Origin of the sequence: Catenuloplanes sp. NPDC051500, assembly GCF_044454585.1 — a bacterium.
GTDB lineage: Bacteria > Actinomycetota > Actinomycetes > Mycobacteriales > Micromonosporaceae > Catenuloplanes.
The window spans coordinates 232822-253963 of the sequence record NZ_JBITDX010000009.1 but is presented as its reverse complement, the minus strand read 5'-3'; the positions used below and the strand labels follow the sequence as shown (position 1 = coordinate 253963).

Sequence of the window (21142 nt, the reverse complement as noted above, 5' to 3'; positions counted from 1 at the left end):
GGTGCCCTAGACCTGCTTCACCAGAGCATCGGCAGTGTTCATCGCTGCCGGTGCTTTTTGCGTATCCGAGCCGTACCCACGGCATGATGATCGTCACTGCTTCAAGAGCCAGATCGTCCGGGGGTACGCCGTGGAGGCGCCAGCACACATCGTCGGCGCGGTCGTCAGCGCCGAGCCGCTGACTCACAACTCAGGCAACGCGGCCACGGGTGGCATCTGGCGGGTGCGCGGGACCACAGGCACCGCGATCCGCAAGATCGCCCGGCCGCCGTCCGCGACCCCCACAGGCAGCCCGAACTGGCAGACCAGCGACGTCCCGGACCACTGGAACTACTGGCGCCGGGAGGCCACCGCCTACGCCACCGGGTTCGCGGCCCGCGCCTACCCGGGCACCGGCATCACGCCGCCCGAACTGCTTGAGTGCGTCACCCGGCCGGACGGCGCGGTCGAACTGTGGCTGGCCGAAGCGCACGGCGCACACGGCCCGTCCTGGTCACCGGCCCGGTTCCGGCATTTCGCCCATCAGCTCGGCGCCGGGCAGGCCCGCTGGGCGGACCGGGTGCCCGCGGAGCCGTGGCTGTCCCGAAACTGGCTGCGGAACTATCTCGCACACGGCCCCGCCAACGTCGTGTGGATGCGCACCGACGAGGACTACGCGCACCCGCTCGCCGGGCTGTGGCCGGCCGCGGAGCTGCGCGCGCTCTGGGAGGGCCGCCACGTCCTGCTGCGCACGGCGGAGAACGCGCCGCGCACGCTCGCGCACCTGGACGTGTGGCCGACGAACCTGATCGCGGACGGCGACCGGACCGTGCTGATCGACTGGGCGTTCACCGGCGACGGCGCACTCGGTGAGGACATCGCCAACCTGATCATCGACAGCGTGACGGACGGGCTGATCGACGCCGCACTGCTGCCGGAGATCGAGGACTCCGCCACCGAGGGTTACCTGGAAGGACTGCACGACGGTGGCCTGCGAGGGAGTGCGGACACGGTACGGCGCGCGATCGCGGCGTGCGGAGCGGCCAAGTACAGCTGGTTCGGGCCGGCCGTGCTTGGCAACATGATCCGCGGCAAGCGGATCGGCAACGCCTACGGCACACCGCTTGACGGTGACGTGGCCGAGCTGGAACGGCTGCGCGGCCTCGTCACCATGATCACGCGGTGGGCGTCAGAGGCGCGGGAAGACGCGCGGTGAGCCCTGCACGCCCTCGACCGCGAGCGACGCCGGGCCGACGATCTGCGGGTCCGGCACGCCGACCAGCTCCCGGTCCTTGCCGTCGTAGTCGAAGCGGCTCAGCACGTACCGCATCGCCTCGATCCTGGCCCTTTTCTTGTCGTTGCTCTTGACGACGGTCCAGGGTGCGTCGGCGGTGTCCGTGTAGAAGAACATCGCCTCCTTCGCCTCGGTGTAGTCGTCCCACTTGTCGAGCGAGGCGAGGTCCATCGGCGAGAGCTTCCACTGCCGGACCGGGTCCACCTGCCGGATCGCGAACCTGGTGCGCTGCTCACCGCTGGTGACCGAGAACCAGAACTTGACAAGCTTGATGCCGGAGCGGACAAGCATGCGCTCCAGTTCCGGCGCCTGGCGCATGAACTCGAGGTACTCGGTGCGCGTGCAGAAACCCATCACCCGCTCGACGCCGGCCCGGTTGTACCAGGACCTGTCGAACATGACGATCTCGCCCGCGGCCGGCAGATGCTCGACGTAACGCTGGAAGTACCACTGCGTCGACTCGCGCTCGCTCGGCTTCTCAAGCGCGACGACCCGGGCGCCGCGCGGGTTCAGATGCTCCATGAACCGCTTGATCGTGCCGCCCTTGCCGGCCGCGTCCCGGCCCTCGAACAGGATGACCAGGCGCTCGCCGGTGGACTTGCAGTAGTTCTGCAGCTTCAGCAGCTCGATCTGCAGCAGGCGCTTGTCCCGGTCGTAGTCCGGGCGGGGCAGGCGGTCGTCGTACGGGTAGTCCTGGCGCCACGTGTCGACCGGAGACCCGTCCGGCTTGATCAGGACCGGGTCGTCATCGTCATCGTCTCGCACGTCGTAGTCCCCGAGTTGGTCCAGGACGGGCTGAAGATCATCGGCGTGCGGCATGTCCACCATGACAGAGGGATACCCCGTCGTGACGCTGCCCAAGACGCCTACAGTTGGCAAACATTGCGTGAACTGCGACGACGTGGTCATCTTCGGCGGCCTGACCGGCGACGCAGCGGCCGGCGCCCGCGTCGTACCCGCTGCACGGCCGCCGCCTCGGCGCGCGAGGCGGCGGCCGCACGATCAGCGCAGTCCGTTGCGGATGGCGACCTGGATCAGGAGGTTCGGTGTGTCGGTGATGATGCCATCGACGCCGAGGTCGATCACGTGCTGCATGATCGCGGGGTCGTCGACCGTGTACGGCACGACCTTGAGATGGTCACGGTTCTGGAGGACCGGGACCGTGGGGCCGTGGAAGTAGGACGGGTCGGTGCGCAGGTACCAGTCCGCGTCCGCGTGCACGGGCTGGGCCGGGTCGTGGACCTGCCAGTTCGCCGAGACGGTGGACGCGCCTGCCGCACGCACCAGCCGGCCGACGTCGCGGTAGCGCCACCAGTCGAGGCTGCCGGTCCACGGGCTGCGGACCGACGGGTCGCCGTAGACGGCCCGCAGGGAGCACTCGTCCGCGAGCGAGGCGCACTCGGCCGGACCGTACTGCCAGATCAGCGCCACGGTCTCGATGCGCGGGTCGAGCCTGCGGGACAGCTGGATGGTGCGCCAGTCGAACGACTGGACGGTGACGCGGCCGGTGAAGCGCGCCCGCTGGATCGAGGTGACGAGCGTGCGGGTGAAGACGTCGAAGCGCGCGGTGTCGTCGGCGGTCGGGCTGATCTTCGTCTCGATGTTGAGCCTGACGTCGCCGCGGCCGGACGCCCGGACCAGGTCGAACACCTCGGTCAGCGTGGGGATCCGGGCGCCCGGCACCGCGGTCTGGCCGGGCAGGTTCGTCTTCGTACCACAGTCGATGGTCTTGATCTGGGCGAGCGTGAGCGAGTGGACCAGGTCACCGACGTAGGGGAACGCGGGGTCCCCCGCGGAGGCTGGCGCGGTGTCGATGCAGTGCGAGCCGTTGACGGCCCGGTCGTGCAGCACCACCAGGTGCCCGTCGCGGGTGACGCCGGTGTCCAGCTCGAGCGTGGAGATCGCCCGGTTCGCAAGCGAGGCGGAGAAGGCCGGGAGCGTGTTCTCCGGGAGCGTGGCCCGGCCCCCGCGGTGCGCCTGGATGTCGAACGGCGACGCGTAACCGCGGGGCAGCGGGTAGCCGCGCGCGGCAAGAAGCGTGCGCAGCCGGTCCGGATAGTCCGTGATCAGGCCGTCCACACCGTCGTCGAGCAGCTTGGTCATTGTGGGCACGTCGTCGACGGTCCACGGGATGACCTTGATCCCGTTGCGGTGCGCGTGTTCCACGAGCGCCGCGGTGACATATGGCTTGTAGGCCGGATCGGTCACGGTGCCGTTCTGCGGGAAGCCGTGCACAGGTGAGAACGCGGAGGCGCCGAACGTCTTGATCGCCTTGATCGGGTCGCCGCCGAACGCGTCGATGTCCAGCCCGCCCAGCCACGGCGACGCGCCCGGCGCCCCGACCTGCAGGAAGTCGTAGTTGGTGAGCGCCACCCGGGGCAGCCGCGGCTCGACCTCGCGGAACCGCATGAGCGCGCCCCAGTCGAAGCTCTGGATCGTCACCTGGCGCAGCATCCCGGCCCCCCGGATCTCCGCGGCCGTGACCTGCACGAACTGTTCACGTGGTGCGGTCTCGGCCGGCGCGCCCGCCTCCACCTTGGTCTCCACGTTGAGCGTCACGTCGTCCGCGCGATAGCGCTTGACAAGCGCGAAGACCTCGCTCAGCAGGGGCATGCGCGCGCCCGGCACGGCCAGCTGCCCCGGCTTGTCCGCCAGGACCTTTCCACCGCAGTCGAGGGTACGCACCTGCGCAAGCGACAGCGTGTTGACGTATTTCCCGACATAGGGATATTCGGGGTCGTTCGGCACGGCGGGTGCGGTGTCCGCGCACTTGGCGCCGGACACCTTCCGGTCGTGCGTGACCACGGCCCTGCCGTCCTCGGTGATCTGCACGTCCAGCTCGAGCGTGCTCACGCCGAGCTGGAGCGCGTTGCCGAAGGAGGCGAGCGTGTTCTCCACCCGCAGCCCGAGACCGCCGCGGTGCGCCTGCAGGTCGAAGGCCTTACGCCCGCCCGCCGAGGCCGGCGCTGCGACGAGACCCGCCATGAGGACCGGCACCAGCGCACCTGTGAACAATCGACGTTTCCACATGACTCAGGATCGTGTCGGCCCGGCACAGACCGCAAGGAACATCGACGTTAACCCCGGCTTACGGCCCGGGACGCGAGCCATCCGGTCATCGCGCGCACACCGTGACCGATCGCGCGCTCGTCAGGCGCGAACGTGCCGAAGTGCGGGTAGCTTGACGTGATCGAAGCCTTCGGGCCACGGACGCCGAGGAAGGAGTAGGTGCCTGGCATCTCCTTGAGGAACAGTGCGAAGTCCTCCCCGCTGAACGGGATCGCGGCGTGGGCGACCTCGGCACTGCCCAGGTGGCGGCGCAGCTCGAGCGCCTCGGCCGGCGGGCAGACCATCGCCGGGAACGGGTCGGTGGGAAAGTCCACGGTCGCGGGCGCGGCAAGGCGGCGGATCTCCTCGCGTACCCGGGTGTACCGCTGCTCCGGCCAGCAGCGCGCGTTGATCCGTACCGTGGCCGGATTGTCGGGTCGGACGCTCGCCTGCACCACGACGAACTCGGCCAGTGGCCCGCCGGCCGTCGCCAGATCCTCCCACAACCGCTCCAGCTGCTCGGGCGTCTCCGGTCGCGCGACCGTGCTCAGCGCGGTGAGCCGTTCGGCGAGCCGGGTCGCGGCCTCCGGGCTGTCAAGCGTGACAGTGCCGGCGTCCCGGCCGGGCAGCCCGACGCCGGGCGTGACCATGATCCGGCCCGTCGGGATCGGCGCGCAGTGCAGCGCGTGGATCTCCGCCGGGCGGGTGTGGGCGAAGAGGCCGTCCGCGAGCATCGCTGCCGCGCCGGTCAGCGTCTCCTCCGCGGGCTGGAAGACGAACACCACAGAGCCGCCGAGGGTACGCCGCCGGCGGGCCAGCGCCTCGGCCACGCCGACGCCGATCGTGGTGTGCAGGTCGTGGCCGCACAGGTGGGCCGGCTCCGGACCGCCGCCGATCTGGTCGCCCGGCGGCACCGCGTCCATGTCGGCCCGGTAGGCGACGGTTCGGCCGGGGCGGGCTCCGGCGAGCACGCCCACGACGCCGTGGCCGCCGACGCCTGTGGTGACGTCGAGCCCGGCTGCCCGGAGCCGGCCCGCCACGACCGCGGCGGTGCGCCGTTCCTGGCCCGGGCCCTCCGGGTGCCGGTGCAGATCTCGGCGCAGCGCGATCAGCCCGTGCTCGGCCCGCAGCGGTTCCACAGCCGGCGCCGGCTCCGGACAGTTCGCCGGCCCGGCCGGATCCGGTGTGGACGAGCGTGGGAACAGGCCCAGTCCGGCCGAGCCGGCGAGCAGCGTGCGCCTACTGATGCGGTGCTCCATGACAACCCCCGTAGCCGTGGTGATCGGTCCACAAGAGCCTGTCGCAGCGCGGAGCCGCACACAGTGCAGCCCGCACCCGGATCGATGGAGGGGTTGTCCCTACCGGCCTCACCCGGGCATGGAAAAGCCCGCGCCCTGCCGGAGCCGGAACGCGGGCCTCGAAAAATCAGCGGTCGGTCATCGGCACGAACGCGCGCTCCGGCGCACCCGTGTAGAGCTGCCGCGGGCGGCCGATCTTCGTCGCCGGGTCCTCGATCATCTCGCGCCACTGCGCGATCCAGCCGGGGAGCCGGCCGAGCGCGAACAGCACCGTGAACATCTTGGTCGGGAAGCCCATCGCCTTGTAGATGAGGCCCGTGTAGAAGTCCACGTTCGGGTACAGCTTGCGGGAGATGAAGAAGTCGTCGGCGAGCGCGATCTCCTCAAGCTTCATCGCGAGGTCGAGCAGCGGGTCGGCCTTGCCGCCGGTGCGCTCGAGAACGTCCCGCGCGGCCTCCTTGACGATTGCGGCACGCGGGTCGTAGTTCTTGTAGACGCGGTGACCGAAGCCCATCAGCTTGACGCCGGGCTCCTTCTTCTTCACGCGCTCGACGAACGCGTTGACGTCGCCGCCGTTCTGGTGGATGCCGTTGAGCATCTGCAGCACGGCCTCGTTCGCGCCGCCGTGCAGCGGGCCGAAGAGCGCGTTGACGCCGGCCGAGACGGAGGCGAACAGGTTCGCGTGGGAGGAGCCGACCAGGCGGACCGTGGAGGTGGAGCAGTTCTGCTCGTGGTCCGCGTGCAGGACCAGCAGCATGTCGAGCACCTTGGCGACGACCGGGTCGACCTCGTAGTCCTCGGAGGGGACGCCGAAGGTCAGGCGGAGGAAGTTCTCCACGTAGCCCAGGTTGTTGTCCGGGAAGAGCGTGGGCTGGCCGATCGACTTCTTGTAGGCGTACGACGCTATGGTCGGCACCTTGGCCAGCAGCCGGACCGTGGAGATCTCCACGTCCTCCGGGTTGAACGGGTCGAGCGCGTCCTGGTAGAACGTCGACAGCGCGCTCACCGCGGAGGAGAGCACGGCCATCGGGTGCGCGTCGCGCGGGAAGCCGCCGAAGAACTGGCGCATCTCCTCGTGCAGCAGCGAGTGCCGGCGCACCCGGGAGTCAAACTCGGCGAGCTGGTCCGCGGTCGGGAGCTCACCGTAAATGAGCAGGTAGGACGTCTCGAGGAACGACGCCTTGCCCGCGAGCTGGTCGATCGGGTAACCGCGGTACCGCAGAATTCCGGCATCGCCGTCGATGTAGGTGATCGCGGAGGTGCACGAGGCGGTGTTGACGAATCCGGTGTCGAGGGTGACGTATCCGGTTTCCTTCAACAACTGACCGACGTCAACACCCGCCGGTCCCTCAACCGCGCTTCGAACCGGCATCGACAGCTGTCCGCCAGGATGCTCAAGCTTGACTTCGCCCATCTTGACATCCGTCATGTATTTCCCTCGCTTTACCGGCAGATCTCTGGGTAGACCTTCCGTTCACCGTAAACCCTCCACCCGGCACCGGCGCAGCGGCCCCAGTGAGGCGTGGATCACCGACCGCTGTCGGCCCGCCTTAACGCGGCTTCAGCGGCTTTTATTCGTGGTACCACGGCGTGTCGCGTCGCTTCTCTGCGCACCATATCGCCGTAAGCAGGTGCCTCAGGCCCAGACGGCGACGTTGCCAGGCGCGATATGTCCATTGCGCCCCTTCTGCTGCATACCGCACCAGGGGCACGGCAGCGGCCCGGTCGCGTGCCGTCGGAAGCGGTGGCGGGGCCCTACGGCACGAGCGCTGAGGCGATCGGCGTCCCGCCGTTGTTGAACTCGATCGTCGCGCCGCGGGTGTCCGGGTTCGCAAGCACGGCCGCCACTGTCGCGGCCACATCGGCACGGGACACCGCGCCGGACGCCGCACCCTGCGCGGACGTCTCGATCAGCCCGGTCGGCGCATCGGTGGTGAGCCGGCTCGGGCGCAGGATCGTCCACTCCAGCGCCGTCCCGGCCAGGTGGGCGTCGGCCGCGGACTTCGCCTCCGCGTACGGGAAGAAGCCGTTGTCGGCCGGCACGCCGTGATCCGGCCCGGCGCCGAAGTAGGACACCATGACGTACCGGCGCACCCCGGCCTCGGCCGCCGCGTCCATGCTCCGGATCGCCGCGTCCCGGTCGACCGCGTAGGTGCGCTCCGGGCTCCCGCCGCCGGCACCCGCGCACCAGACCACCGCGTCGTGACCCGCGAGCAGCGCCGCGATCGCCTCGGTGTCAAGCTTCTCCACGTCCGCCACCACGGGCCGGGCGCCGGTCGCGGCCACCTCGGCGGAGTGGTCCGGGTTGCGGAAGATCGAGGTGACCTCGTCGCCGGCCGCCACCAGCAGGGGCGCCAGGAGCAGCCCGACCTTGCCGTGCCCACCGATGATCACGATTCGCGCCATGCGGTCGATCATATGGCGGCGGTGAGGTAACCGCTCAGCTCCCGCCAGGCGATCCGGGTGTTCTCGTCGTCCCGGTGCGGCACGCGCAGGTCCCTGGTGAACGCGCAGATCTCGGAGAGCGTCCACCGCAGCCGATACAGCTCCATCGCGGTCTCGTCGATCCCGTGGGTCCCGTAGGCGGCCCACTCGGCGTCGTCACCCGGCGTGAGCATCCACAGGTCGCGTTCGCGCGGCCCGATCGCGGCCGTGTCCCAGTCGATCAGCCGGATCCCGCCGCCGGCCGGGATCATCACGTTGCCCGCGTGCGGCTCGCCGTGCGTGACCACCCAGTCGTCCCCGGTCGCCCGGACCAGGGGCACGAGCGCGTCGTACCGTGCGAACAGCCCGTCGACGACCGCACCCCGGAAAGCCAGGAGCTCACGGGTACGCGCGGAGTACGGTCCCCCGTCCCAGGGGCGGTCAAGCGTCTCCCGCGCCTCGGCCAGCGCGGCCCGGTGCGGCACGGCGAGCGTGTCCCGCGGCGCGTCGATCCCGCGCTCCGCGTGGATCCGGCCGAGCGCGCCCAGCACCGCGAGGCGCACCGGCCCGGGCGGCAGCTCGCCGAACTCGTGCGGCGTCCCGTCGATCACGCTGACCACGGAGACCGCGTCTCCCCCGGCCGTCACTGTCACGCAGCGCCCGTTTACCCGGCGCCGGGGCGCGGCCACGAACTCAAGCCCCGCCTCCGCAAGCGCCGCCGCCGCGCCAAGCGCCCGTTCCAGCGCCGACGCGTCCGCGCCGAGGTCCACGTTCACGAACCAGTCCGCGCCCGCGGTGTCCCGGACCCGGTAGTGGTGGGTGCCGAACCCGACCGGCGCGTAGTCAAGCGTCACCGCTTCGATCCCCCACCCCTCACGGAGCGCGCCGGCCAGCGCGACACGGTCGAATCCGGGCGGCTCGGCGAACATGGACCCGAATGTAGCTTTGATCAGGGATTTCCGGGAGCCGGCCGCGCAAGACCAGGTGATAACGTCGATGGATGGCCACGACGGCTACCGATGAACCGCTTCCGCCGGGCTCGGATGATCTCCCCGAAGAACCCCCGCCCGAGATCCCCACCAGAGCCGGGGAAGTGCGCGCCCGCGTGTTCGACGCGGCCGCGCTGATCGCCACCGTGAGCGTCCTGATCACGCTGGCCCAGCTGTCGGCGTGGCGTGCGGTGTTCTCCGCCGCGGGCGCGGTCGGGGTCGCCGCCCTGATCTTCGCGGCGCGGTACGTGCACGGCCGCTGGCGGGTCCCGGTCTGCACCGCGATCGCGATCTTCGCGCTGGGCGCCCTGGTGACCGTCTATCTGGAGCCGCTGTTCGCGGGGGAGGCGACGTCTCGGCCGCTCGCGACGCCGTCACCCAGCGGCAGCCCGCTCCGGGTCGGCATACGCGCGGTCCTGCCGGGTGACTGTGTGGCCGGCGATGACCTGATCCTGGACAACACGGAGCTCCCCTGGCCGGACACCACCGAGGTGGTGCCCTGCGAGACGCCGCACGACGGTGAGGTGATCCTGGCGTCCGATCCGTGGCCCGCCGCCGGCACGTTCCCCGGAGACGCGATGAGCGACCTGGTGGCGGAGCAGTGCCGCACGGCGTTCCGTGCGTACGTCGGGACGGACCTGGACGACTCCGTGCTGGACTACACCTCCGGCTCCCCGACGGCGGAGACGTGGGAGGACGGCAATCGGCACGTCTACTGCGTGGTCTACGATCCCAAGGGCAAACTGACGGGACGGTCCGCCGCTCCGGCCGCTGACGCTCTCGGCGTACCCCCGGCGGGTTTTCATGGATTTTCGGGCCGGGGTTCGTCATGGTGGGCGGATGCGATTGTGGCGGGCGTTCTGGCGGTGGCTGAGCGGATTCCGGTGGTTCACGCCGTTCGCGCGGGCGATGATGCCTGTGGATCGGCTTGTGGGCAGGGTGACGCGCGGGCGGGTGGTAGCGCTCGGCATGCTGCCCAGCCTGCTGATCACCACGACCGGCCGGAAGACCGGGCTGCCCCGGCAGAACCCGCTCAGCTATCTGCGGGACGGCGGCGCGTTCGTTGTCGTCGGTACGAACTGGGGGCAGGACCGGCCGCCGGCCTGGGTGTTCAACCTGCTTGCCACGCCGGCCGCGATCGTCACTGTGCGCGGCGCGGACCTGGCGGTGCACGCGGAGGAGGTCACCGAGCGCGCGGACCACGACCGGCTGTGGGGCGCGATCGTGGCGCGCTGGCCGAGCTACCAGGCCTACCTGGAGACCGCGGGCGGCCGGCAGATCAGGATCTTCCGGCTGGTTCCCTCACAGGAATGACATGACCGCGTCCCGGAAGCCGTCCGGGTCCTCCACCCACGGCGAGTGACCGGCGCCCTCGATCGTCACCCGGCGCACGTCCGGCAGCACGGCCTCAAGCGAGTCGACAGCACGGCGCGGGCGCAGGTCGCGGTCGCCGTCGATGATGAGTACGGGTGCGGGGATCACCTTGCAGATCCGGGGCATGTCGTGTTCGCGCAGGTAGGCCGCATTGTCCGCATTGAGCGCGTCCGCGGCCTCGTGGTTGATGCCGGGCCAGGGCGTGGCCAGCTTCTCCGCGTGGGCGCGGGCGGTGCGCGGGTCGGCGTAGTCGGTCGTCCACTGCAGGATCGCCCATTCGCGGTCCTCCTCGCGGTTGCGTTCGCGGGTGCTCAGGTCACGCCAGCGGGCCAGCTCGCCGTCGGCGGCGATCCGCTCCTCGACCGCGTGGTGGAACGGCTGCTGCCAGGTCTCCTGCGGGTCGACGCCGGTGCCGGAGACGTAGATCAGCTTCTCCACGGCGAACGGGAACGACAGCGAGTACCGCAGCGCGAGCATGGCGCCCCAGGAATGGCCGAGCAGGGTGATGCGCCGGGCGCCGAGACTCTGCCGGATCGCCTCCAGGTCGTTGACGCAGCGGACGACCGTATACGGCCCCTTCTTCTCCGAGCGGCCGCACCCCCGCTGGTCCCAGCGGACGATCTGTCCCGCGCCGGCCAGCAGCGCGCCCACGTCACCGAGGTAGTCCCACAGTCCTGGCCCGCCGTGACAGAGCACGAGCGGCGCGCCGTGACCGGTACGGTCGGTCCAGAGGCGTACGCCGTCGTCGGTGTGCACCATCTCCACGTCGTTCGGCTCCTCGCATGCGGCCTCGGAGCGTCACTCGCGCCCCACCCCTGACACTTTTCCGCATGACGCCTCAAGTTTTCGCGGAAACGGCCGATGGGTGGCTGAAGCATCTGGGGGTGGGGACATGCTGAACGGGATCACCGGCATCACCGCGCGGATCAACGACATCGAGCACCGCATCTCGTCGATGACGCAGCAGACCGCGGCGAAGAGCGCGACAGCGGTGGCGAAGAGCGGTCAGGCGTTCGCGTCCGCCCTGGCCAGCGCCGTGCATGGGACCACCGCGCCGAGCACGGCGCCGGCCGCGAAAATGAAGGTCAACGCGCAGGGCATTCCCGAGGACCTGGCCGCCTACGGCAACGGGAAGATACCGCCGACCGCGCTGGGCAAGGTCGGCGAGACCCGGCACAAGCTGTGGGCGCCGGCCGCGGAGAAGCTGACGCAGATGATGGCGGACGCGAAGGCGCAGGGCGTCACCATCGGCATCACCGACTCGTACCGGCCCTACGAGGAGCAGGTGGACCTGGTGCGCCGCAAGGGCCTCTACTCGCAGGGCGGGCTGGCCGCGAAGCCCGGCACCTCCGACCACGGCTGGGGCATGGCCACCGACCTGGACCTGAACCCGAAGGCGCTGGCCTGGATGCGGGACAACGCCGGAAGGTACGGCTTCGCGGAGGACACGCCACGCGAATCCTGGCACTGGGCGTTCAAACCGGAAAAACTGACGTGAGCGCCTGGAGCAGCTCGCTCTGACTGATCGGCGCCGGGGCGTACCCACTCGCCTCTTCCATTGCTTTTTGAAGCTGCACGCGGCGCAGCGCCTCGCGGATGTCCGCGCCTGTCGCACCGGGGCACGCGGCGGCGAGCTCACGGGCGTCGACGTCGTCGCCGAACATCCGGAACCCGGCCGACTCGTGCGTGGCGATCAGCCGGCGCAGCATCTTCCCGAGGATCTCGGCGCGGCCGTCCGTGTCCGGCTTCGGGACTGACAGTTTGATGTCGAAGCGGCCGGAGCGGATCAGCGACGCGTCCACCCGGTCCGGAAAGTTCGTGGTCGCGACCACTATGACGAGCGGGTTCTCCTCGATCAGCGTGTTCATCTCCTGCTTGAAGATGCCCGCGACCGAGTTGATCGCCTGGCCGGCCGCGTCCTGGCCACCGCCGGTGTAGCTGATGATCGAGTCGAACTCGTCGAAGAGCAGCACTGTCGGCCTGGTGTAGCGGCGCGCCTCCGCGAAGATCTTCTTGATGTTGCGCTCGGACGCGCCGAGCCAGCGGTCCAGGATCTCCGGCGTGCGAACCTCGCGCAGCTCACCGCGGATCTCGTGGGCGAGCGCGGTGGCGAGCATGGTCTTCCCGGTCCCGGGCGGCCCGTAGAGCAGGATGCCCTGCGGTCGCCGTGCACCCCAGCGGGCCATCGCCTCGGGGTGGTTGAACGAGACCGCCACTTCCCGCAGCTGCCGGACGATGTGGTCAAGCCCGCCGACCTGATCGAGGCTGGCCACATCCACTACATCCGAAATTTCGGGATTTAGCGTGAGAAGGTAGCGGCCGCTCAGCTCGCCGCCGCTCAACTCCGCAAGCACGTCGAAGAACACAGTCACAAAGCCGCGGAGGTACGGGATGAGCGGCGTGTCCGCCCGCCGGGGCGCCTCCGCCGTGACCGTCACCGACATCTGCTGCGGCAGCCCGGTCAACTCCGCCTCGTAGAGCACCTTCGCCGACATGCCGGTGACCGCGTCCGCCACGGTCCGCTCGCGCGGCAGATCGTCCGGCCGCTCCCCCAGCCGCCGGATCGTCTCCCCGGCGAGCGACGCGGTCTTGGCGGCGAACCGCAGCGGGTCTCGCGTCGCCATCTGCTGGGCGATCATGACGCCGACCGGTCCGGTCAGGCCGGACCGCACCGCGTCCAGCCCACCGCGCCGCACCGTGCCGACGAACCGGTAGACCGGCCCGTTCGAGGACAGCCGGCTGCCCGCGGTCATCGTGACCGCGCGCAGCGGCGCCGGGAACGACGCGCCGTGTAGCAGTTCCACCGGCTCGGGACCGGCCGCGGCCAGCAGGATCCCGTCCGGGTCGATGATCCGCACGGACGCGCCGTGACACTCGACGGACTCACTCGGGGGCCTCAGGGTCATGGAACCTCCCTCTCTGATCGAGTCTGCCACGCACCGGACGATCGGGCAGGATGAGCAGATGACGATCGCCGCCTTCACCGACATCTGCATCGATGCGTCGGACCCCGCACGGATGGCCGCGTTCTGGCAGATCGCACTGCGCGCCACCGGAAAGCCGCACGACACGAGGCCGGTCGTCTGGTCGCTGACGCCGGGCCTCGAGGACTCGCCCACCGTCTGGATCAACGGCGTGCCGGCGGCGCCGCCCGCGCTCAAGACCCGCGTGCACCTCGACCTGCGGCTCGGGCCCGGCGAGACGATCGGCCCGCTGCTCGCGGCCGGCGCGCGCGTGCTGCTGGAACCGCGCCCCGACGAGACGTGGTGGCTGCTGGCCGACCCGGAGGGCAACGAGTTCTGCGCGTTCCCGCCGGACGACCGGCCCGCCAGGTTGTACGAGCTGGTCGTCGACGCCCGGGACGCGATCGCCCAGACCCGGTGGTGGCAGCACATCCTCGGCGGCAAGGTCGACCACAAGGACGACGACGACTTCGCCGCGCTTATCGGCGGGGCCGGGCAGACGTTCGCATACCTCGTATTCCAGAACGTGCCCGAGCCGAAGACGGTGAAGAACCGCGTGCACTGGGACGTCACGCTCACCGGCCCCACACCTGACGCGCTGGTCGCGGCCGGCGCGACCGTGCAGCGCGCCCCGGACGACGACATCCACTGGTGGATCATGGAGGATCCGGAGGGCAACGAATTCTGCGCGTTCGCCCCGGAGACGTCCTGACCTCACGCCTTACCATCTCTTCCGTGGCCGCAGACCAACCGCCGTCGCTCGGGCTCGGGCCGCTGTCCCGGGTCCGCCTCGACGAGCTGCTCCAGGAGATGCTCGACCGCGTCGGCGACGTGGTGGCCAGCCGGGAACGGCTGCGCGCGCTGCTGGACGCGGTCGTCGGCATCAGCACCGACCTGGACCTGCACAGCACCCTGCAGCGCATCGTCGGCGCGGCCTGTGAGCTGGCCGGCGCCCGCTACGGCGCGCTCGGCGTGATCGGGCAGGACCGGCTGCTCACCGACTTCATCACGCACGGCATGACGCCGGAGCAGGCCCGGCACATCGGCGACCTGCCGCACGGGCGCGGCGTGCTCGGGCTGCTCATCCAGGACCCGCGCCCGGTCCGCATGCCGGACATCACCACGCACCCGCAGTCGGCCGGCTTCCCGGCGAACCATCCACCGATGCACAGCTTCCTGGGCGTGCCGGTGCGCATCCGCGACCAGGTCTTCGGCAACCTCTACCTGTCCGAGAAGCAGGGCGCGGCCGAGTTCACCGACGACGACGAGGAGATCATGGTCGCGCTTGCCGCCGCCGCCGGCGCCGCCATCGAAAACGCCCGCCTCTACGCGATCTCGCACCGCCGCGAGCAGTGGCTGGCCGCGGCCGCGGAGATCACCTCGGTGCTGCTGTCCGAGGTGCGCCGTACCGACGCGCTGTCGCTGATCGCCCGCCGGGCCCGCGAGGTCGCCGGCGCGCGCCTGGTGCTTGTCCTGCTCTACGACGCGGACACCGACCGCCTGACCGTCGAGGTCGTCGACGGCGACTCGTCACTTGCCGCCGGCGCGCAGCTGGTGGCGAGCGAGACCGCGTTTCTGCCCGCGGTCACCGGCGCCGGCACCGTCACGGTGGACAGCCTGGCCAGGGCCGCGGCCTGGCCCGGCGAGGTCCCGTCCGGCCCGGCGATGGTCGCACCGCTCGGCAGCGCGGAGGCGCTGCACGGCGCGCTCGTGGTCGCGCACGACGACGCGATCACCCGGCACGACGACGACCTGACCATGCTCGCGACCTTCGCCGGTCAGGCCGCGCTCGCGCTCGAACGCGCCCGCGCCCAGGAGGAACGCGAGCTGCTGGTCGTGCTCGAGGACCGCGAACGCATCGCCCGCGACCTGCACGACGTCGTCATCCAGCGCCTCTTCGCCACCGGACTGCAGTTGCAGACCGCGATCCCGCTGGCCGGCCGCCCCGAGGCCGCGCAGCGCATCAACGCGGCCGTCGACGACCTGGACAGCACGATCCGCGACATCCGCCGGGCCATCTTCGAACTACGCACGCCTGTCGCCCCCGCGCTCCGCACCGACCTCGGCGAGATGATCGACGCCGCGACCGGCCCGCTCGGCTTCCGGCCCCGCCTCGACCTCTACGGCCCGGTCGACAGCGCCATCCCGGACAGCCTCCGCCCCGACCTGCTGGCCGTACTCCGCGAGGCCCTGTCCAACGTGGTCAGACACGCGCGCGCGACAACCGTGGAGGTCGGCCTCCGCATCGCCGCCGGCCACCTCACGCTCACCGTCCTCGACAACGGCATCGGCTGCCCACCGGACGCAGCCCGCAGCGGCCTTGTCAACATGGCCGACCGCGCCACCAGCCACGGCGGCACCTTCACCCTCTCCCCCGCGCCCAGCCCTCCCGGCACGCTCCTGACCTGGTCGGTCCCCCTCTGAAACACGAGATCCACCCCACCGATCACGATCACATTCATTGACCCACTCGGTCGGTGGTCGCGGCCCGCACGCTCCCGCGGGCTCCGGTCGTCGCCTGCGCTCCTCCCTGCACGCGCGACGCCTGCGGTCGGTGTCCTGAATCCGTCTCTCGACCTCGCCCGGCCCAGGGCAGGGCCTTCGCGCCGTGTCGTGGCCGCGCGCCACGAACGGGGGCGGACGCGACCACCCACGGCACCGGAAGGGAGGCCCCCTGGGGGCCGACCGGAGCCCGCGGGAGCGTGCGGGCCGGTCCACGGCGGGTGTGGGTAGATGAATTGAGGTCTTTCGGCCCTGAGGGCCCTCTGTTGCGCCGGTCAGAGTGAAAGGAACGCTTCAGGAGGTGCGCGATGGTCCGGATTCCGCTGGCCGGAGAAGCTGCGACGTTCCCCGCGCCGGAGGAGATCGGTGCACCGAAGACGGCCGGCTATCGGGCGGAGGAGATGGCGGTCGCGGTGGCGGCGGCGGTGTGGGCGCCGTCGCAGCACAATACGCAGCCGTGGCGGTTCCGGCTGGTGGACGGGGCGATCGAGGTGTGGTCGGATCCGGCGCGGCGGCTGCCGGTCGCGGATCCGGGCAGGTGGGCGGCCAGGATCGGGTGTGGCGCCGCGCTCGGCAACGCGCGGCTGGCGCTGGCCGGGGCAGGACGCCCGGCGGACTTGGTGATCATGCCGTCGCGGGGCGAGTCCGACCTGGTGGCGCGGCTGACTCCGGGGGCGGCACGGGCGGCGACGCCGGCCGAGCTGGCGCTGCTGCGCGCGGTGCCGAGGCGGCGGAGCACGCGGGGACGGTTCTCCGGTTCGCCGGTCCCGGCCGCGGTCCGGGCGCGGATGCTCGAGGCGGTGCGGTCGGAAGGCTGCTGGCTGGATCTGATCGTGGGCACGCCGGCCGTGACCGCGGTCGCGGAGATCGCGCACAGCGCGGACCGGGTGCTGCGGCGCGACGAGCGGTACCGGGCGGAGATCGAGGCGTGGACACGACCGGCTCCGGCGATCGACGGCGTGCCATCGGAGGCGGCGGGCCCGAAGGCAGACTCGGCCGACGTCCTGCCCCGTCGTGACTTCGGAGGAATCGACACGAAATATCCGGCTAAAGAGGTGGAGCCGCTGGTGGCGGTGCTCGGTACGCCCGCGGACTCGGCCGCGGAGCAGGTGACAGCCGGGCAGGCGCTGCAGAAGCTGCTGCTCACGGTGACGGACGCGGGACTGGCATCGTCGCTGGTGTCGCAGCCGATCGAGGTCCCGGCCGCGCGGGAGCAGCTGCGGCTGGCGCTGGGGCGTCACGGGCCGCCGCAGATGGTGGTGCGGATCGGGTACGCCGCGCCGGGCGCCGCCACGCCACGACGACCGGCCGGGAGCGTCATCGTGGCAGGGTAGGGGCATGCGGCTCGCTACCTGGAACGTCAACAGTGTGAAGGCGCGGCTCCCCCGGCTGCTCGACTGGCTGGAACACACCACGCCGGACGTGCTGTGCCTGCAGGAGATCAAGTGCACGGCCGACCAGTTCCCGGCCGACGAGGTGAGGGCGCTCGGCTACGAGACCGCGGCGCACGGCGACGGCAGGTGGAACGGGGTGGCGCTGCTGTCCCGCGTCGGCCTCGAGGACGTGCGCCGCGGGTTCGACGGCGACCCCGGCTTCCCGGACGAGGCGACGCCGGAGACGCGCGCGGTCTCCGCGACCTGCGGCGGCCTGCGCGTCTGGTCGGTGTACGTGCCGAACGGCCGCACCCCGGACGACCCGCACTACGCGTACAAGCTGGTCTGGTTCTCCCGGCTGGCCGAGGCGCTGCGCGCCGAGCCGGGCCCGCTTGCGGTCTGCGGTGACTTCAACGTCGCTCCCACAGACGAGGACGTGTGGGACCCGGCCGTGTTCGAGGGTGCCACCCATGTGACGCCGCCGGAGCGGGATGCGCTGCGCGTGCTCCGGGAGGCGCTGAGCCTGCACGACATCGTGCCACGCCCACTGAAAGGTGACCGTCCGTTCACCTACTGGGACTATCGCGCGGGCATGTTCCACAAGAACAAAGGCATGCGGATCGATCTGATCTACGCGTCGGAGTCGGTGTCGTCGCAGGTGACGGACGCGTACGTCGATCGGGAGGCGCGAAAGGGAAAGGGCCCGTCGGACCACGCGCCGATCGTCGTGGATATCAAGCTGTAACGGCTCACGAATGGTGGTTTCCGGGTCGGCGCGTAGGCTCGGGTCTTGACGATCACCAACACCCGGACCTGGGGGCGAACACCATGACGGGTTTACGGAACGTCAGTACACCACCGCCGACACACCTGCTGCACGCCGTGCTTGACGCGACCGCGGAGGCGGTGCTGCTCTGTGACGATCACGGCGCCGTGCTGCTGGCCAACGCGGCCGCGCGTCGGCTGCTGCCGGGCCTGACCGCGATCGGCGAGATCACCGACGAGCCTGAGGCGTTCGACCTGGAGCTGCACGGGCGGCCGTTGCGTGGGCGCCGGCAGCCGGTCGACGAGTCGCACTCGGTGTGGACCGTCCACGACTGTACGGACGAGCTGGCCCGGACCGCCGCGATAGCCCGGGAGAAGGAGCGGACCGCGTTCCTGGCCGAGGCGAGCCGACGGCTGTCCGCGTCGCTGCACCGTGGGCGCTGCGTGCGTACGACTGTGGAGCTGGCCGCCGCCCACCTGGCCGACGCGGCAGTGGTCGTGCTGCCGCCGTCCCGCCATCGCACCGAGTGGGTGCGCGCGGTGACCGGCAGCCGCTTCGAGACCGGCGCGATGAGCGAGCGGGACGCGGAGAGCGTGCCCGGCCTGGTCGAGGCGCTCGCCGGTTTCCCGCCGGTGCCGAGCCGCTGGCTGGACCAGACCCAGGTGCCGGCCTCGCTGCTGCCGGACGGCTTCGGCGAGATCGGCGCGCTGCTTGTCACGCCGCTGCCCGGCAACGGTGTCCCGGCCGGCGCGCTGATCCTGGCCCGCCGGGCGCCGGGGACGTTCGCCGAGGAGGAGGAGCTGCAGGCACGGATCTTCGCGGCCCGCGCCGGTGGTGCGATCTCCGCGGCCTCGCTCTACCAGGAGCAGGTGGAGACGACCGCGATCCTGCAGGCCGACCTGCTGCCGCCGGAGCTGCCCCGGATCGACGGGCTGGAGCTGGCCGGGGCGTACCGGCCGGCTCAGGACGCGGCCCGGATCGGCGGCGACTTCTACGACGCGTTCCCGCGTACCCCCTCGTTCCTGCCCGGTGGCGAGGACGCGGAGACGATGGTCGTGCTCGGCGACGTGTGCGGCAAGGGACCGAAGGCGGCCGTGCTGGCCGGCAAGGTCCGCCAGACGCTCCGCGCGCTGCGCCTGCTGGAGGGCCGCCCGGAACCGCTGCTGCGCGTGCTCAACCAGGCGTTGATCGACCCCCGCGACCGCAGCCGGTTCGTCACGCTGGCGCTCGCCACCCTGGTCCGCGAGGACGACTCCTGGCAGGTCACCGTCGCGGCCGGCGGGCACCCGCCGCCGCTGATCCTGCGCGCCGGCGGCGGCGTCGAGGAGGTCGCGGCGAAGGGCACGCTGATCGGCGTCTCCGGCCCGATCCGGGTGGACACCGCGGACCTCACGCTCGGCCCCGGCGACCTGCTGCTGCTCTACAGCGACGGGATCTTCGAGGCGCGCGGCGGGGTGGGCGGCCGGGAGGCGTACGGCGAGGAGCGCCTCGCGGACGCGGTGGCCAGCTGTCACGGCATGCCGGCATACGCGGTGGTGGAGCGGCTGGAGCAGCTCGTCTCCGACTGGATCCACGGCGCCGCGCACGACGACATAGCGCTCCTCGCGGTCCGGGTCCCCTCGCGCGGGCCCGAGCAGCCACTCCATCCGGTCAACTCGCGACGGCCTCGGTGACGGCCACCACCGCGCTCCTGCCCGGCGTGGATGAGAAGTACCTCGCGCTCGTCGGCGCCGGGGACGAGTGGGGCGCGACCGATCTGGTGCTGGCGCTCTGGGAGGACGGCGTCGCCCCGGAGCAGCTGCTCCTGGAGTTGATCGCGCCCGCCCAGGTCCGCGTCGGTGAGCTCTGGGCCGCGAACGAGTGGTCGGTCGCCCGCGAGCACGCGGCCACCGCGACAAGCGAGCGCGCCATCGCGGCGTTGATCGCCCGCGCCGCCCCCCGCCCCACGCTCGGCCGGATCACTGTCGCCTGCACTGACGGCGAGTGGCACGCGCTCCCGCCCCGGCTGGTCGGCGAGGTGCTGCGGCTGCGCGGCTGGCGCGTCGACTTCCTCGGGGCGAACGTGCCGGGGCCGCACCTGGTCACCCACCTGCACCAGACCGGCCCGGACGTGGTCGCGCTCAGCTGCGCGCTGCCGACCCGGCTGCCGCGCGCGCACGCCACGCTCACCGCCTGCCAGGCCGTGGGCGTGCCGGTGCTGACCGGTGGCCGCGGCTTCGGCGTGGACGGCCGGCACGCCCGGCTGCTCGGCGCGGACGGCTGGGCCGCGACCGCCACCGAGGCCGCGGACATCCTCGACTCCGGGTGGAACCCGCCGGCCCGCGCGCCGCACGACGACCTCGCGCACCTGGCCGACGAGGAATACACCCAGCTGGTACGGCAGCGACACAAGATCATCATCGGGTTGCTCGACCGGCTCCGCGCCGGGTACCCGCCGATGCGCGACTACGACCAGCGCCAGGCCGACGCGACCGCGGAGGACGTCACACACATCGTGGACTTCCTTGCGGCCGCGCTCTACGTCAACGACGCGAGCGTGTTCACCGAGTTCCTGACCTGGACCGCATCGGTGCTCCAGGCCCGCCACGTGCCGCTCCGGGCGCTCACCGTCTGCCTGGATCTGCTCGGCGACGACCTCCGGGACTTCCCACGCGCGGGAGATCTGCTGACATTGGGTTTGGCGGAGCTGTCGGCGGGTACAGTCCCGGGCCACGACACTGTGAGGCCGAAGCGATGATCGACGATTCCCCCCTCCGCATCGACACCCACCATCCCGACCCGGGCACCGTGGCGCTGACCGTCACCGGCGACCTCGACTTCGAGACCGCTGACGAGCTGGTCGACCACGCCGCACCGCTGATCACCACCGGCGTCCGCACGATCCGCCTCGACGTCTCCGGGCTGGACCTCTGCGACTCGTCCGGCCTGAGCGCGCTCATCCACGTCAACCAGGACGCGCAGCGCGTCGGGGCCACGTTCGTCATCACCGGCGTCACCATGCAGCTCATGCGGATCCTTGAGGTCACCGGCCTCGACACGGTCCTCGGCGTCGACCCCGCGCCCGCCCGCCGGGAGGCGCCCCTCGCTACACACGGGCGTATAGACGCCGTGTAGGGCAGGGTGATCGCCACC

Annotated in this window: 18 protein-coding genes and 1 pseudogene; 11 read left to right on the top strand and 8 right to left on the bottom strand. The window is 71.3% G+C overall.

Annotated features, from left to right (window positions below; genetic code table 11):
• Window positions 1–130: 130 nt before the first annotated feature.
• Window positions 131–1195: a hypothetical protein gene (locus tag ACIA8K_RS20500; protein WP_396061346.1), complete on the top strand. Its 1065-nt coding sequence runs from the start codon at window positions 131–133 to the stop codon at window positions 1193–1195.
• On the opposite strand, the gene ppk2 is transcribed toward ACIA8K_RS20500, so the two are convergent.
• The 6 genes from ppk2 to ACIA8K_RS20470 form a co-directional block, all read right to left on the bottom strand.
• Window positions 1169–2101 carry a polyphosphate kinase 2 gene (ppk2, locus tag ACIA8K_RS20495; RefSeq protein ID WP_396061344.1) on the bottom strand — a complete coding sequence of 311 codons (933 nt, stop codon included), beginning with the start codon at window positions 2099–2101 and terminating at the stop codon, window positions 1169–1171. The genes ACIA8K_RS20500 and ppk2 overlap by 27 nt on opposite strands.
• A gap of 174 nt (window positions 2102–2275) precedes the next feature.
• Window positions 2276–4303, bottom strand: coding sequence for a glycerophosphodiester phosphodiesterase family protein (locus tag ACIA8K_RS20490; RefSeq protein WP_396061341.1), 2028 nt, complete (start codon window positions 4301–4303; stop codon window positions 2276–2278).
• Window positions 4304–4350: 47 nt separating this feature from the next.
• Window positions 4351–5580 carry a M20 family metallopeptidase gene (locus ACIA8K_RS20485; RefSeq protein WP_396061338.1) on the bottom strand — a complete coding sequence of 410 codons (1230 nt, stop codon included), beginning with the start codon at window positions 5578–5580 and terminating at the stop codon, window positions 4351–4353.
• A 166-nt stretch (window positions 5581–5746) separates the two neighbouring features.
• On the bottom strand, window positions 5747–7033 hold the full coding sequence (locus ACIA8K_RS20480) for a citrate synthase (protein WP_396061639.1): 1287 nt from the start codon (window positions 7031–7033) through the stop codon (window positions 5747–5749).
• A 341-nt stretch (window positions 7034–7374) separates the two neighbouring features.
• Window positions 7375–8025 (bottom strand): NAD(P)H-binding protein, encoded by a 651-nt coding sequence (locus ACIA8K_RS20475; protein ID WP_396061335.1) that lies wholly within the window; start codon window positions 8023–8025, stop codon window positions 7375–7377.
• Window positions 8026–8033: 8 nt separating this feature from the next.
• Window positions 8034–8972, bottom strand: a complete 939-nt coding sequence (locus tag ACIA8K_RS20470; protein ID WP_396061332.1) for a phosphotransferase — start codon at window positions 8970–8972, stop codon at window positions 8034–8036.
• Between the two features lie 71 nt (window positions 8973–9043).
• Here ACIA8K_RS20470 and ACIA8K_RS20465 point away from each other — a divergent pair.
• Window positions 9044–9763: pseudogene (locus tag ACIA8K_RS20465) on the top strand (septum formation family protein); the annotation flags it as partial.
• A 109-nt stretch (window positions 9764–9872) separates the two neighbouring features.
• On the top strand, window positions 9873–10346 hold the full coding sequence (locus ACIA8K_RS20460; RefSeq protein WP_396061329.1) for a nitroreductase family deazaflavin-dependent oxidoreductase: 474 nt from the start codon (window positions 9873–9875) through the stop codon (window positions 10344–10346).
• On the opposite strand, the gene ACIA8K_RS20455 is transcribed toward ACIA8K_RS20460, so the two are convergent.
• Window positions 10335–11165 carry an alpha/beta fold hydrolase gene (locus tag ACIA8K_RS20455; RefSeq protein ID WP_396061637.1) on the bottom strand — a complete coding sequence of 277 codons (831 nt, stop codon included), beginning with the start codon at window positions 11163–11165 and terminating at the stop codon, window positions 10335–10337. The two genes, ACIA8K_RS20460 and ACIA8K_RS20455, sit on opposite strands and share 12 nt — an antisense overlap.
• Before the next feature lie 133 nt (window positions 11166–11298).
• On the opposite strand from ACIA8K_RS20455, the gene ACIA8K_RS20450 reads away from it, so the two are divergent.
• Window positions 11299–11904 (top strand): D-alanyl-D-alanine carboxypeptidase family protein, encoded by a 606-nt coding sequence (locus tag ACIA8K_RS20450; RefSeq protein WP_396061327.1) that lies wholly within the window; start codon window positions 11299–11301, stop codon window positions 11902–11904.
• On the opposite strand, the gene ACIA8K_RS20445 is transcribed toward ACIA8K_RS20450, so the two are convergent.
• On the bottom strand, window positions 11882–13312 hold the full coding sequence (locus tag ACIA8K_RS20445; protein WP_396061324.1) for an ATP-binding protein: 1431 nt from the start codon (window positions 13310–13312) through the stop codon (window positions 11882–11884). The two genes, ACIA8K_RS20450 and ACIA8K_RS20445, sit on opposite strands and share 23 nt — an antisense overlap.
• Window positions 13313–13370: 58 nt before the next feature.
• Between ACIA8K_RS20445 and ACIA8K_RS20440 the strand changes: the two genes are divergently transcribed.
• From ACIA8K_RS20440 to ACIA8K_RS20410, 7 genes are all read left to right on the top strand, one after another.
• Window positions 13371–14081 (top strand): VOC family protein, encoded by a 711-nt coding sequence (locus ACIA8K_RS20440; RefSeq protein WP_396061322.1) that lies wholly within the window; start codon window positions 13371–13373, stop codon window positions 14079–14081.
• Between the two features lie 98 nt (window positions 14082–14179).
• Window positions 14180–15793: a GAF domain-containing protein gene (locus ACIA8K_RS20435; protein ID WP_396061634.1), complete on the top strand. Its 1614-nt coding sequence runs from the start codon at window positions 14180–14182 to the stop codon at window positions 15791–15793.
• A 479-nt stretch (window positions 15794–16272) separates the two neighbouring features.
• Window positions 16273–17205 (top strand): Acg family FMN-binding oxidoreductase, encoded by a 933-nt coding sequence (locus tag ACIA8K_RS20430; protein WP_396061631.1) that lies wholly within the window; start codon window positions 16273–16275, stop codon window positions 17203–17205.
• 4 nt (window positions 17206–17209) lie between these two features.
• A complete protein-coding gene (locus ACIA8K_RS20425; RefSeq protein WP_396061319.1) occupies window positions 17210–17989 on the top strand; it encodes an exodeoxyribonuclease III in 780 nt (259 codons plus the stop codon).
• 83 nt (window positions 17990–18072) lie between these two features.
• A complete protein-coding gene (locus ACIA8K_RS20420) occupies window positions 18073–19683 on the top strand; it encodes a SpoIIE family protein phosphatase (RefSeq protein WP_396061317.1) in 1611 nt (536 codons plus the stop codon).
• Window positions 19680–20747 carry a B12-binding domain-containing protein gene (locus ACIA8K_RS20415; RefSeq protein WP_396061314.1) on the top strand — a complete coding sequence of 356 codons (1068 nt, stop codon included), beginning with the start codon at window positions 19680–19682 and terminating at the stop codon, window positions 20745–20747. Before ACIA8K_RS20420 ends, ACIA8K_RS20415 begins: the two co-directional genes overlap by 4 nt.
• Window positions 20744–21124 (top strand): STAS domain-containing protein, encoded by a 381-nt coding sequence (locus ACIA8K_RS20410; protein ID WP_396061311.1) that lies wholly within the window; start codon window positions 20744–20746, stop codon window positions 21122–21124. Before ACIA8K_RS20415 ends, ACIA8K_RS20410 begins: the two co-directional genes overlap by 4 nt.
• Window positions 21125–21142: the final 18 nt, after the last annotated feature.

Coding starts and splice junctions, on each gene's coding strand:
- ACIA8K_RS20470 (WP_396061332.1), bottom strand. CDS start 8,972: ATGTTCGCCGAGCCGCCCGGATTCGACCGTGTCGCGCTGGCCGGCGCG.
- ACIA8K_RS20410 (WP_396061311.1), top strand. CDS start 20,744: ATGATCGACGATTCCCCCCTCCGCATCGACACCCACCATCCCGACCCG.
- ACIA8K_RS20450 (WP_396061327.1), top strand. CDS start 11,299: ATGCTGAACGGGATCACCGGCATCACCGCGCGGATCAACGACATCGAG.
- ACIA8K_RS20435 (WP_396061634.1), top strand. CDS start 14,180: ATGCTCGACCGCGTCGGCGACGTGGTGGCCAGCCGGGAACGGCTGCGC.
- ACIA8K_RS20455 (WP_396061637.1), bottom strand. CDS start 11,165: ATGGTGCACACCGACGACGGCGTACGCCTCTGGACCGACCGTACCGGT.
- ACIA8K_RS20460 (WP_396061329.1), top strand. CDS start 9,873: ATGCGATTGTGGCGGGCGTTCTGGCGGTGGCTGAGCGGATTCCGGTGG.
- ACIA8K_RS20440 (WP_396061322.1), top strand. CDS start 13,371: ATGACGATCGCCGCCTTCACCGACATCTGCATCGATGCGTCGGACCCC.
- ACIA8K_RS20485 (WP_396061338.1), bottom strand. CDS start 5,580: ATGGAGCACCGCATCAGTAGGCGCACGCTGCTCGCCGGCTCGGCCGGA.
- ACIA8K_RS20445 (WP_396061324.1), bottom strand. CDS start 13,312: ATGACCCTGAGGCCCCCGAGTGAGTCCGTCGAGTGTCACGGCGCGTCC.
- ACIA8K_RS20425 (WP_396061319.1), top strand. CDS start 17,210: ATGCGGCTCGCTACCTGGAACGTCAACAGTGTGAAGGCGCGGCTCCCC.
- ACIA8K_RS20420 (WP_396061317.1), top strand. CDS start 18,073: ATGACGGGTTTACGGAACGTCAGTACACCACCGCCGACACACCTGCTG.
- ppk2 (WP_396061344.1), bottom strand. CDS start 2,101: ATGGTGGACATGCCGCACGCCGATGATCTTCAGCCCGTCCTGGACCAA.
- ACIA8K_RS20430 (WP_396061631.1), top strand. CDS start 16,273: ATGGCGGTCGCGGTGGCGGCGGCGGTGTGGGCGCCGTCGCAGCACAAT.
- ACIA8K_RS20480 (WP_396061639.1), bottom strand. CDS start 7,033: ATGGGCGAAGTCAAGCTTGAGCATCCTGGCGGACAGCTGTCGATGCCG.
- ACIA8K_RS20490 (WP_396061341.1), bottom strand. CDS start 4,303: ATGTGGAAACGTCGATTGTTCACAGGTGCGCTGGTGCCGGTCCTCATG.
- ACIA8K_RS20475 (WP_396061335.1), bottom strand. CDS start 8,025: ATGGCGCGAATCGTGATCATCGGTGGGCACGGCAAGGTCGGGCTGCTC.